At 70.7% G+C, this 13725-nt stretch carries 2 protein-coding genes (1 of these 2 running past the window's edge); both read left to right on the forward strand.

Going from position 1 to position 13725, the window contains the following annotated elements; all coding sequences use genetic code 11:
* The gene (gene fabD / locus GBG68_RS01900) at positions 1–2388 is read left to right on the forward strand and encodes an ACP S-malonyltransferase (protein WP_227011314.1); all 2388 of its coding nucleotides are present in this window, start codon (positions 1–3) and stop codon (positions 2386–2388) included.
* Positions 2388–13725: the 5' portion of an SDR family NAD(P)-dependent oxidoreductase gene (locus tag GBG68_RS01905; protein ID WP_193222175.1), read on the forward strand. The gene runs 9350 nt beyond the window's last position; the window shows 11338 of its 20688 coding nt (coding positions 1–11338); it begins with the start codon at positions 2388–2390; the stop codon falls past the right edge of the window. The genes fabD and GBG68_RS01905 overlap by 1 nt, the downstream gene beginning before the upstream one ends.

Raw genomic sequence — 13725 nt, forward strand, 5'->3', positions numbered from 1 at the left:
ATGTTCCCGGGGCAAGGCGCCCAGCGCATCGGCATGGGGGAGGAGCTGTTCGCGGCCTTCCCCGAACTGATCGCCCGTGCCGACGAGATTCTCGGCTACTCCCTGCGCGAGCTCTGCCTGCAGGGCCCCATGGAGCGCCTGAGCCTGACAAGCTTCACCCAGCCGGCCCTGTTCGTGGTCAATGCGCTGGCCTGGCTGCGGCATGTGGAGCAGGCCGGTCTGCCGGATTACCTGCTGGGTCACAGCGTGTCCGAGTACGTGGCGCTGTTCGGCGCCGGGGTGGTGGATTTCGACACCGGCCTGCGCCTGGTGCAAAAGCGCGGTGAACTGATGGCGCGGGCCCAGGGCGGCGCCATGGCCGCGGTGCTGGGTCTGGATGAGGCGCAGGTGCGGGCGGTGCTGCAGGGCCAGGGCCTGGAGGGCGTGTATGCCGCCAACATCAACACGCCGCGCCAGATCGTGATCTCCGGCGAACGCGCCGCGGTGGAGCGGGCCGAAGCGCTGTTCACCGCCGCCGGCGCGAGTTACTTCAAGGTTCTGCCGGTGAGCGGCGCCTTCCACACACCCTTCATGGCCGACGCGCGGACCGAGTTCGAGGCCTTCCTCGGCGGGATCGAGTTCGCCGCGCCGCAAATACCGGTTATTTCCAATGTGACGGCGCGCCCGCACCAGCCGGCGCGCATCCGCGAACGGATGGCCGAGCAGATCACCGCGCCGGTGCGTTGGGCCGAGAGCATCCGCTATTTGCTGGCGCTGGGGCTGGAGCCCTCGAATTTCGAGGAAATCGGGGCCCGCGGCGTGGCGGTGGTGAAACCCATGGTCAAGCGCACCCAGCTGGAGGCCGGACCGCTGGATCCCGAAGTGCTGGCCGCCGAGGCCGCGGCGGTGGACGCCTCAGCGGTGGAAGCACCCGCGGCGGAGGTGCCGGCGGCGACGACGGCAGCGGCGGATATGGCAGCCGCCGAGCCGACGGCCCCTGAGGAACCGACTGCCCGGCAAGCGGCCCGGGACGCCACCGGGGTGGCGAGCCGTGCCGGTTTCAGCGCCGAAGAGCTGGGATCGGACGCCTTTCGCGAACAATTCGGCCTGCGTTACGCCTACGTCGCTGGCGCCATGTACCGGGGCATCGCCTCGGTGGAACTGGTGCGGCGCCTGGCGGGCGCGGGCCTGCTGAGCTTCTTCGGTGCCGCCGGCCTGCGGGCCCCGGCGGTGGAAGAGGCCATCCTCGCCATCAAGGCCGGCGTGCCGGACGACGCCCCCTGGGGGGTGAATTTCATCGCCCAGCATAATGCCCCCCAGCGTGAGGCCGAGCTCACTGATCTGCTCTTGCGCCACGGCGTGCGCAACATCGAGGCCTCGGCCTTCATGGAAGTGAGTCCGGCCCTGGTGCACTACCGGGCCCAGGGCTTGCGCCGGGAGGGCGCACGGGTCATCGCGGACCACCGCATCATCGCCAAGGTCTCCCGGCCGGACGTGGCGGCGGAGTTTCTCGCCCCGGCCCCGGAGCGCATCGTCAGCCGGCTGCGAGAGAGCGGTGCCATCGGCGCGGAGCAGGCCCAGTGGCTGAGCGAAGTGCCCATGGCCGACGCGCTCACCGTGGAGTCCGATTCCGGCGGTCACACGGACCAGGGCATGCCCTTCGCCCTGATTCCGGCCATGCTCCGGCTGCGCGATCACTGGCAGCGGCGCTATCCCCGCTTCGGCCCGATACATGTGGGTGCGGGGGGCGGTATCGGCAGCCCCGAGGCCGCCGCCGCGGTGCTGATGCTGGGGGCCGATTATCTCGTTACCGGCTCGATCAACCAGTGCACCGTGGAGGCCGGCACCAGCGAGGCGGTGAAGGACCTGCTGGCCGAGATGAACGTGCAGGACACGGACTACGCCCCCTCGCCGGAAATGTTCGAGCTGGGCTCCACCGTGCAGGTGTTGAAGAAGGGCCTGTTCTTCCCCGCCCGGGCCAACAAGCTGGTGGCGCTGTATCGTCAGCACGGCTCGGTGGACGAGATCGAACCCCGGCTGCGTCAGCAGATTCAGGAGCGTTACCTCAAGCGCAGTTTCGAGGAGGTCTTCGAGGAGATTCGCGCCAACTACCCGGAGGCGGACATCGAGCGGGCCGAGCGCCTGCCCAAGCACCGCATGGCGCTGCTGTTCCGGCGCTATTTCAGCTACAGCACCCAGTGGGCGCTGCGCGGCGAGCTGGCCCACAAGGTGGACTTCCAGGTGCATTGCGGGCCCGCCCTGGGCTCGGCCAATCAATGGCTGGCGGGCAGCGGCATGGAGGCCTGGCGCGATCGCCATGCCGACGCGCTGGCCCTGCGGCTGCTGGAGGAGACCGCGGAGCTGCTCGGCAGCCGCTACGCGCGCATGAGCCTGGGAGTGGCGGGCTGATGAGCAGCCGGGAGCCCATCGCCATCATTGGCCTTGGACTGAGGCTCCCCCGCGCCGACACCCTGGACCAGTTCTGGGCCCATCTGCGGGCCGGGCGCTCGCTGATCACCGAGGTCTCGCCCCGACGCTGGGATGCCCGGAGTCTGCGTGGCGATCCGCGCCAGGGGCAGAAGACCAACAGCATCTGGGGCGGTTTCCTGGAGGATGCCGACGCCTTCGACGCACCGTTCTTCAATGTCTCCCCCCGCGAGGCGTCCTGGATGGACCCCCAGCAGCGCTACGCCCTGGAGATGGCCTGGAAGGCCATAGAGGATGCGGGCTATGCGGCCAGTGCCCTGGCCGGTAGCCGCACCGGTGTCTACATGGGCGTGTGTCACTGGGATTATGCCGAGCTGATCGAGAAGCAACTGGCCGAGGTGGATGCCTACACACCCACCGGCATCGCCTTCTCGGTCATTGCCAACCGGATCTCCCACCACTTCGATCTGCGCGGCCCCAGTATCACCAACGACACCGCTTGCGCGGCTTCCCTGACCTCGGTCTACGAGGCGGTGCGGGCACTGCAGGCGGGCGAGTGCGATGCGGCCCTGGCCGGTGGGGTGAACCTGTGCTGGTCGCCCAATCACTTCGTCGCCTTCTCCAAGGCCGGCATGCTCTCCCGGGACGGCGCCAGCAAGGCCTTCGACGAGCGCGCCGATGGCTACGTGCGCGGCGAGGGCGGCGCCATGTTGCTGCTCAAGCCGCTGTCGGCGGCGCGGGCGGACGGCGACCCGATCCATGCCGTGATTCGCGGCATCGGCGTCAATCACGGGGGCCGTACCAGCTCGCTCACCGTCACCAACCCCGACGCCCAGGCGGCACTGATCGCCGGTGTCTATCGGGAAGCCGGGGTCGGGCCCGCGGATATCGACTACATCGAGGCCCACGGACCGGGCACCCCCCTGGGGGATCCCATCGAGATCCGCGGCCTGAAACAGGCCTTCGCCGAGCTGCACGCCGAGGCGGGCAGCGCGCCGGTGGCGGAACGCTGCGGTGTGGGTTCGGTGAAAACCAACTTGGGTCATTTGGAAGGCGCCGCCGGGGTGGCGGGCATCGCCAAGGTGCTGGCCGCCCTGGGTCGGGAGGAGCTGCCCGGCAATGTGGACTTCCGTGAACAGAACCGGCTGATCGATCTGCAGGGCAGCGATTTCCGCATACAGGCCGGCAATAGCCCCTGGCCGCGTCAGGGCGATCGGCCACGCCGGGCCGGCGTCAGCTCCTTCGGTTTCGGCGGCAGCAATGCCCATGTGCTGCTGGAGGAAGGGCCGCTCCCTGAGGCCGCGCAGCCGGACGGTGAACCGGTGCTGCTGCCCCTGTCCGCCCGGGACGAGCCGGCCCTGGCCGCCATGGCGCAGGCGCTGCTGGCGTTCCTGAAACAGCCGCCCGCCGATCTTAGTATTTCGGATCTCGCCTACACCCTGCAGCTGGGCCGGGAAGCCATGACGAGCCGGCTGGCGGTGATCGCGGCGGATGCGGAAACGCTGGGCGCGGCGCTCGGGGCCTGGCTTGCCGGTGAATCCCACCCAGCCCTGTGCCGCGCCGAGGAGGCGCCGGCTGAAGACGAGGCGCTGAGCCGGGCCGCCGAGCGGTGGCTGCACGGCGAGACGCCGGATTGGGCGTCGCTGTGGCAGGGTCGCAGCCCTCGGCGCATGCATGCTCCCGGCTACGTCTTCATGCGCCAGCGCTATTGGATAGACACGGCGCTGGCCGGCAAGGACAGCGCAGCGGTGCCCCATCCGCTGCTGCATCGCAATGTCTCCGGCTTTCAGGGGCCGCGTTATCTGACCCGGCTCAGCGGCGACGAGTTCTACTGGGCCGAGCACCGGGTCGATGGGCGCCAGGTGCTGCCCGGGGTGGTTTATCTGGAGATGGCCCGGGCGGCGCTGCAGCTGGCCGACGGTCTGGACGAGCCGCCGCCGGTGGCCTTCGAGAACGTGGTCTGGACCCGGCCCATCCTCGCCGGCGAGGGGCCGGTCAGTATCGCCCTGAGTCTGCGCATTCTGGATGAGCAGCGCGTGGCCTACACCATCGGGACCCCGGGCAAGGACCCCTCACAGCCCGCGGCCAGTACCAACGGACAGGGTGTGCTGTCCCGGGGCGATAACGGCGAATTGCCCGCCAGGCTTGATCTGGCCGCCCTGCGCGAGGCCACGCCCAACGAGCTGGAGGTCGCCGAGTGCTACGCCCGGCTGCGCGCCAGCGGCATGGAGCACGGGCCGGGGTTTCAGGTGATCAGCCGGATTCGCCGGGGCGAGTCCGGCGTACTGGCCCGGCTCAAGCTGGGCCGGCCGCTGCAGCCGAGCCTTGCCCGATTGCCGCTGCAGCCCATGCTGCTGGACGCGGCGATCCAGGCCTGGATCGGCCACGACGATGCCACCCCCGAGCAGGCCGCCGTGCCCTTCGCCTGCCGTCACATCCAGGTCCGCGGACCGTGTGAACCGGTGATGTGGGCCTGGGTGCGCCCGGCTGCGGGCGCCACGGCCGATGCCTCCCTGCGCCGCCTGGACATAGACCTGTGCGACAAGGCCGGCGAGGTGCGGGTGGCCTTCCGGGATCTGAGCCTGCGCGCCATGGCCGCCGAGCGGGCCGCGACGCCGCAGGAGGAGGAAGGCGAGCTGCGTCTGCTGGGCGGCGAGTGGCAGGAGCGGGCCCTGGGTGCCCCCGCCGCCATCAAGCGGGACACCACCGTGGTACTCGCCGGTTTCCCGGTGGAGCTCGCCGAGGCGCTGGGCCGAAAGACCGGCCATGCGGTACTGAGCCTCCCCATGGACGAGGGCGATGACGCCGAGCGGGCGAGGCGCTGGTTCGAAGCCCTGCACGGGCAACTGGCCGAGACCCTGCGGGAGCGTTCCGCGCGGCGCCGGCAATGGCTGGTACTGGCGCCGGGGGCGCTCCCCGCGGCGCTAACCGCACCCTTGGCGGCGTTGTTCAAGACCGCGGCGATGGAAAACCCCCGGCTGGAAGGCGCGGTGCTGCGCCTGGCGGGTGAGCCGGAAGTGGATCGGCTGGCCGCCATCATCGCCGCGGAGCATGGCCGCGATGACGCCTTTGCCGAGTTGTACTACGAGGCCGACGACCGGCGCCGTGTCTGGCGACCCCTGGCGGTCTCCGAGGCGCAGGCGGAGGCGCCGAAGCTGGACCCGGAGGCGGTCTACTGGATCACCGGCGGGCTTGGCGGGCTGGGCCAGCATTTCGCCCGCTGGCTGATCGCCCGGGGTGGCAAACGCATTCTGCTCAGCGGCCGACGCGAGCAGCCGGACGAGGCCGCGCAGGCGAACCTGGAAGCGCTACGGGCACTGGGCGCCGAGGTCCATTATCGCCGCTGTGATCTGAGCCGTCGTGAAGCGGTGGACGAGTTGGTGGCCTGGATTCCCGCCGAGCTGGGGCCGCTGAAGGGGGTGATCCACGCCGCGGGCAACCTGGACGACGGCCTGATTTTCAACAAGGATCCGGCCACCCTGGCCGCGGTGCTCGCGCCCAAGCTGGCCGGCACCCTGCACCTGGACGAGGCTACCGCTGAGCTGGAGCTGGATTTCCTGCTGCTGTGCTCCTCCATCGCCGCGGTGTTCGGCAATGTGGGCCAGGCCGATTACGCCGCCGCCAACGCCTTCCTCGGCGCCTACGCCGAGCAGCGCGAAGCCCTGCGCCGCGAAGGTGCCCGCCACGGCCGCACGATCGCCGTGGCCTGGCCGCTATGGGCCGAGGGCGGCATGGGAGTGGATGAGGCTGCCCGGGAGGCGCTGCGCCAGCGCTTCGGCACCCATCCCCTGCCCACCGAGCGGGGCTTGCGGGTCCTCGACCAATTGCTGGCGGGCTCGCATGGCGGCAATCGCACCGTGCTCTACGGCGAGCCCGCCCGCATGGACGAGCTGCTGGCGGACTACGGCCGGGGCTGGGCGCCCGCCGCCGCTCCGGCGCCGTCCGATAATGCGGCCAATGATGCCGCCCTGCGCGCGCGCGCCCTGGACTATCTCAAGGAGCTGCTGGCCGGCGCGGCGCAGCTGGACGCGGCCCGGATCAAGCCCAACCGCAAGCTCGAGGAATACGGGCTGGATTCGATCCTCATCGTCGAGATGACCACCCAGCTGGAGCAGGAACTGGGCTCGCTTTCCAAGACCCTGTTCTTCGAGTACGTGGATCTCAACGGCGTCGCGGATCATCTCATCGCCGAGCACCGCGAAGCCTTGCTGGCCGCCCTGGGCGAGGAGGACACCGCCGAGCCCGAACCCGAGCCCGAATCCACGGCGGCGCCGCTGAGCCGCGAATCCGAGCCGGTCGCCTGGACGCGGAGCGACGAGCGGCCCGAGGGCACCGCCGCCGCGGACCAGGACCACGACATCGCCATCGTCGGCCTGTCCCTGCGGGTGGCCAAGGCCGCCGATCAGCAAGCCTTCTGGGATCTGCTCTCCCAGGGCCTGCACGGCTTCGAGGCCTATCCCGCCGATCGCTGGAACCACGAGGCGCTGCTGCACCCGGAGCGGGACGTGCTGGGCAAGACCGTGGTGCGCACCGGCGCTTTCCTGGACGGGGTGGACGAGTTCGACCCCCGCTACTTCCGCATATCCCAGTACGAAGCCGAGCTGATGTCGCCGGAGGTGCGCCTCTTCCTGCAGTCCAGCGTGGAAGCCTTCGAGGACGCCGGTTACTCCCGGGAGTACATGCAGCGCCGCTATGGCGGCGACGTGGCGGTGATCGTCGGCTCCATGACCAACGAATACGATCTGTTCGGCTTCCAGAACATGCTCATGCGCGGCGCGCTGGCCAGCGGCAGCTACACCGGCACCGTGCCCAATATGGTGTCCTACTACTACGGCTTCACCGGCCCCTCGTACTTCCTGGACACCATGTGTTCCGCGGCCGCCACCTGCGTGCACGAGGCCGTGCACATGCTGCGCGCCGGGCGCTGCCGCATGGCGCTGGCCGGTGGCGTGAGCCTGCTGCTGCACCCCCAGAAGCTGATCGCCACCTCCCAGGAGCACTTCACCAGCAAGACCGCCGATGTGATCCGCGGCTACGGCCTCGGCGCCGACGGCACCATTCTCGGCGAGGGCGTGGGCGCGCTGGTGCTGAAGACCCTGCGTGAAGCCGAGCGCGATGGCGACCACATCTACGGCGTCATCAAGGGCACCGGCGTGTCCAACGCCGGGGTGCGCAACGGCTTCACCGTGCCCAATCCGGCGCAGCAGGCGGACGCCATCGAGCGGGCCTTGAGCGACGGCGGCGTGGATCCGCGCAGCATCGGCTACCTGGAAGGCCACGGCTCGGGCACCTCCCTGGGCGATCCCATCGAGATCAAGGCGCTGACCCGGGCCTGGAGCAAGTACACCGAGGAGCGTCAGTTCTGCCCCATCGGCACCGTGAAGAGCAATATCGCCCATCTGCTGGGTGCCTCGGGGCTGGCGGGTATCGCCAAGGTGCTGATGCAGCTCAAACACGGCCAGCTCGCCCCCTCGCTGCACGCCGAGACCCTCAACCCGAACATTCCCTTCGAGCAGACCCCCTTCTACGTGCAGCGGGAGCTCGCCCCCTGGCCGCGGCTACGCGACGAGCGCGGCGCGGAATTGCCCCGGCGGGCGGGCGTGACCTCCATCGGCGCCGGGGGCATGAACTCTCACATCATCATCGAGGAGCACATCCGCAACGCGCCCGGCGCGCCGGCGCGAGGGCCGGAGCTGCTGGTGTTCTCCGCCATGAACGAGGCACGTCTGCGCCTGCTGCTGGAGCGTTTCCAACACTGGCTGCGGGACAATAGCGCCGAGTCCCTGAGCGACATCGCCTGGACCCTGCAGGTGGGGCGCAATGAGTTGCCCTGTCGCCTGGCGCTGGTGGTGGTCGACGGGCAGGCGCTGGCGCAGGCCCTGGCCGATTTCCTCGCCACGGGGGCGCCGCCGGCCGGGGGCTGGTACACCCGCAACATCCTGGAACGGGATCCGGAGGAGTCGCCCGAGCAGTTGCGTGAAGATACCGCCGCACGGCGCCTGGATCGTGTGGCCCGGGCCTGGACCGATGGGCTGGCCATCGACTGGGATGCCCTGAACGCCGGGCGCGCGCCCCATCGTCTCTCGCTGCCGGCCTATCCCTTCGAGCGGGTGCGCTGCTGGTACCAGGAATACCCGGACGCGCCGTCGGTGGTGAACCCGCTGGGTTCCAGTCTGAAGCTGCATCCGCTGATCGGCGCCAACCGCTCGGATCTGCGTGGTTTGCGCTACGACACCGCCATCCACCTCAACGAGGTGCTGGATTATGTCTACGGGCACGCCCGGCGCCAGCATCTGCTGGCGCTGGCGCCGGTGGAAGCCTGCGCGGCCCTGGCACGCATAGCCGGCCTGCAGGGGCCGCTGAGCCTGCAGGATCTGCGGGTTCACGGTGATCCGGACTGGGCCCGCATCAGCCGCCTGGAAGCGACCATGGACCCGGCGCCGGCGGGTGGTTGGCAACTGAGCCTCGCCACCGTAAACGAGGCCCACGAGCGCCAGCCTTATGCCGAAGCGCAGCTTCGCGAGGGGGCGCCGTTCCTGCCGGCGCTGGATCTGCCGGCACTGCGCGCGGGCGCCGCCGAGCGCCTGGAGGGCGAAGCCGTCTACGCCGAGCTCGCCCGCCTGGAGCTGGACTTCAAGCCTTACCTGGAGGTGCTGGCCTGCGTCCACCGGCTCGCCGACGGTGGGCTGCTCTGCGAACTCGCCGCGACGCATCCGCGGCAGGATTTCTACAAGCGCAATCTGCAATTGCCCCCCGCCGCCCTGGCGGCGGCGCAGCAGGCCCTGCACCTGCTCACCGGCGAAGGCGCCTGCCCCGTGGCGGCGCTGGACGCTCTGCGTCTGCACGGAGGTGACATCGTGGCCCTGGCGCTGCGGCCCGCGGCGGACGGGGCCCATGAGCTGAGCTGGCTGGGCGCCGATGGCGCGGTGCTCGCCCGGCTCGAAGGGCTACGCCTGGCGGGGCAGGGCGCTCGGCCGGAGCCCGGTGGCGCTCCGGTGGTGGCGGCCACGAGCGAGGCCGATGAGCAGGAACGCCTGGCGCTGGAGTTGCGGGCGCTGGCCGCGGACATGCTGAAATTCCCGGCCGAGGAACTGAGCCTGCGGGAGTCCTTCCAGGATCTGGGCTTCGATTCCATCTCCCTGACCCGACTGGCCAACGAGATCAGTGCCGACTACGGGCTGGACCTCTCACCGGCGGTGTTCTTCGAGGCGGAGCATCTGAGCGCGCTCAGCCAGCATCTGATGAGCCGCCATGGCGCGGCCCCCCGCCCGTCGCCGTCGCCCGCCGCGCCGCGCCACACACCCGCGGGCGAGGCGGGCACCCCGCGCAGCGTGCCGCTGGCCCGCGAAACCGGGGCACCGAGCCGCGTAAGCCGGCCTGGGTCCGCCTCGCCGGGTTCGGATGCCGACGACGACGCCGTGGCCATCATCGGCATGGCGGCGCGCTTTCCGGGCTCGGCGGATGTGGACAGTTTCTTCGAGCACCTGCTCGCCGCTCATGATCTGATCGGTGATCTGCCCCTGGCGCGTTACGGGCCGGAGTACCGCGCGCGCATCGCCGCCGCGGACTTCGTCCCCCGGGGCGGTTTCCTGGACGATATCGACCGCTTCGACGCCGAGTTCTTCCGGGTCTCCCCGGTGGAGGCCGAGCGCATGGACCCACAGCAGCGCCTGCTGCTGGAAACGGCCTGGCGGGCGCTGGAGGACAGCGGCTACCGGGCCGAGGAACTGCCGCGGGATACCGGCGTGTTCGTCGGCGTCAGCAGCCTGGACTACGCCGACCTGCTGCGCGCTCACGGCGTGCCCCGGGACGGCTATGCGGCCACCGGCAATTCCCTGGCCATGGTGGCCAATCGGCTCTCCCATTACTTCGATCTGCACGGCCCCAGTCAGTCCCTGGACACCGCCTGCTCCAGCTCTCTGGTGGCGCTGTTGCGGGCGGCCGATGCAGTGCGCGCCGGGCGCTGCGGCGCCGCCCTGGTGGGTGGCGTCAACCTCGCCCTGAGCCTGGAGGGTTTCCTGGGCCCGCGGCAGGCGGGCATGCTCAGCCCGGGCGGGCGTTGCCGCAGCTTCGGCCAGGGCGCCGACGGCTATGTGCGTGGTGAAGGGGTCGCCGCGCTGCTGCTCAAACCCCTGGCCCAGGCCAGGCGTGAGGGGGATCGCATCCTGGGGGTGCTGCGGGGCGGCGCCGAGAACCACGGCGGGCGCGCCGGTTCCCTGACCGCGCCCAGCACCCGGGCCCAGGCGGAGCTGGTACAGGCGGCCATGGCCGGCACCGACCCGGCGAGCATCGGCTACCTCGAGGCCCATGGCACCGGTACCGCCTTGGGTGACCCGGTGGAGCTCAATGGCCTGCGACAGGCCTACCAGGAGCTGGGGCTGGACGCGTCGGCCGCGCCCATACCGCTGGGTTCGGTGAAATCCAATATCGGCCATCTGGAAGCCGCCGCCGGGCTGGCCGGCGTGATCAAGGTGCTGCTGGCCATGCGCCAGGGCGAATTGCCGGCGAGCCTGCATTGCCAGCCGCCCAATCCCCACCTGGAGCTTGGCGACGGCCCCTTCGAGTTGCTCCACGCCCGACGCCCCTGGCCCCGGCGCCTGGATGCCGCAGGTAGGGAGCTGCCCCGGCGTGCCGGCGTGAGCAGCTTCGGTTTTGGTGGCGCCAACGCCCATGTGGTCCTGGAAGAACCGCCCGAGGCGCACCGCGCGCGCCGTCAGCCGCTGCCGCCGCGCCGCTTCGCCGATACCCGCTTCTGGCTGCCCGGCGTGCTGCCGGGCGCCGACCGGGAGTCTTCCGAATCCGCCGTCGAGGTGTCGGAAACCGTCGTGCTGAACCCGGTGTGGCGTCAGCAGCCGCTGCGCCCGCAGGGAAGTGCGATGCCGCGCCGCCTGGTGCTGGCCTGCGAGCTGGAGCAGTGGCCGCGGGCCTCGGCCGAGGTCCGGGTGCTCGGCGTGCCGCGCCGCACCGGCGACATGGCCCAACGCTACACCGAGGCCGCCGCCTGGCTGCTGGAGATCCTGCAGGGCGAACTGCGGGACGCCGATCGCAGCCCCTTGCTGCTGCAGTTGCTGGTGCCGCTGGGGGACGAACGCCAGCTCTACAGTGGTCTCGCGGCCCTGCTGGAAACCGCCGCCGCCGAGAACCCGCATCTCGCCGTGCAGCTGATTGAACTGGATACGCCCGGCTTCACCGGTGAGCTGGATGCGCTGCTGGCCGAGGAAGCCCGTGGCGCGCGGGCCAGTCACGTGCGCTATCGCGAGGGGCGCTGGGTGCGCCACTGGGTGGATGCGCCGGTGCCGGCGAGCCAGCGCTCGCCCTGGCGGGCGGGGGGCGTGGTCCTCATCAGCGGCGGCATGGGCGCGCTGGGCCGGGAGCTCGCCCGGGACATCGCCCGCGGCACGCCGGGCTGCGTGCTGGTGCTGGCGGGCAGCGGCGCGCTGGATGGGCAGCGTGCCGAGCTCATCGATGAGCTACGGGCCCTGGGCGCCACCGCCGGTTACCGTCAGCTGGATATCGCCGACCCGGCGGCGGTGGACGCGCTGGTGAAGGAAATACTGGAAGTGCACGGCGGGCTGCACGCCGTGGTGCACTGTGCCGGCACGCTGCGTGACGGGTATCTGCCGTACAAGCGCCGCGCCGATCTGGACGCGGTACTGGCCCCCAAGGTGGCCGGTGCCATGGCCCTGTTGCAGGCCTGCCAGGGTATCGAACTGGATCGTTTCGTGCTGTATTCCTCCCTGGCCGGGGCCGTGGGGAACCCGGGCCAGGCGGATTATGCCGCCGCCAACGGTTTCCTGGACGCGCTGGCCGAGCACCGGGGCGCGCCGTTGCTATCCGTGAACTGGCCGCTGTGGCGGGATGGCGGCATGGGCGTGGATGCCGCCACCGAGCAGGCCCTGTATCGGCGCATGGGCCAGCGGCCGCTGAGCAGTGCCCAGGGACTCGAAGCCCTGCGCCGGCTCATGTCGGGCAATGCCCGCCGGGCGGCGGTTATCGCCGGTGAACCCGCCGCCATACGCGCTTTCTTTGCCTCGGCCGGCCGTGCCGAGGCGCCCGAATACAAGGAACAATCGGCCGCGCCGGCAGCCGAGCGCGATGCCCTGCGCGCGCCCTGTATCGCGCGCCTGCGCGAGCTGTTTGCCCGGGTCAGCGGCACCCCCGCCGAGCGTATCGCGGTGGATGCCGAGCTCTCCGACTACGGCATCGATTCGCTGATGATCGTGCGCCTCAACGAGGCGCTGGGCGAGCACGTCGGCGCATTGCCCAAGACCCTCTTTTTCGAGCACCGCACCCTGGGGGCGGTGGCGGATTACCTGCTCGACGCCCATGCCGCGGCCTGCCGGCGCTGGCTGGGCGTGACGGAAATAGCGGCGGCTCCATCGGCTGGTGAGGCGCTCGCCACGCCAGCGCCGTTTGCCGGAACCCAGGACGCCGCGGAACCCATCGCCGTCATCGGCATGAGCGGGCGCTATCCAGGGGCCGCCGATCTGCAGCAATTCTGGCGCCAGTTGGCGTGCGGTGAGGACGCCATCGGCGAGGTGCCCGCGGAACGCTGGCCGCTGGAGGGCTTCTTCGAGCCCGATCCGGACGCGGCCGTGGCCGGCGGCAAGAGCTACTCCCGCTGGGGCGGCTTCCTGGACGGTTTCGCCGATTTCGACCCGCGGCTTTTCAAGATCGCGCCGCGGGATTGCGCCGCCATGGATCCCCAGGAGCGCCTGTTCCTGATGAGCGCCTGGGAAGCCTGCGAGGACGCGGGCTACAGCCGCACGCGGCTGGCGGCGCGGCATGGCGCCCGGGTAGGGGTGTATGCCGGGGTCACCAAGAATGGCTGGGCCCTGCACGGCCCGTTCACCAGTGCGGAGGGCGCCCGGGTGCGCCCCCGGGCCTCCTTCGCCAGTGTCGCCAACCGGGTCTCCCATGTGCTGGGTCTGCGCGGCCCCAGCGTGCCGGTGGACACCATGTGTTCCTCCTCGCTCACGGCGGTGCATCAGGCCTGCGAGCAACTGCGCGCCGGCGAGTGTGAACTGGCCCTGGCCGGAGGGGTGAACCTCTACCTGCACCCGGCCGAGTACGTGGACCTGTGCGCTTCGCGGATGCTGGCCTCGGACGGGCGCTGCAAGAGTTTCGGTCTGGGCGGCGACGGTTTCGTGCCCGGCGAGGGTGTCGGCTGTCTGCTGCTCAAGCCCTTGTCCCGGGCGCTGGCCGACGGCGACCGGATTCATGCGCTGATTCGCGGCTCGGCGGTCAACCACGGCGGTCGCAGCAACGGCTACACCGTGCCCAACCCCGGCGCCCAGCGGGACGTGGTGAGCCGGGCCC

This window comes from Alkalilimnicola sp. S0819 (genome assembly GCF_009295635.1).
In the GTDB taxonomy this organism is placed as follows: domain Bacteria; phylum Pseudomonadota; class Gammaproteobacteria; order Nitrococcales; family WHIW01; genus S0819.

Excerpts from the sequence above, each read along its gene's own strand:
- fabD (WP_227011314.1), top strand. The coding sequence starts at position 1 with ATGTTCCCGGGGCAAGGCGCCCAGCGCATCGGCATGGGGGAGGAGCTG.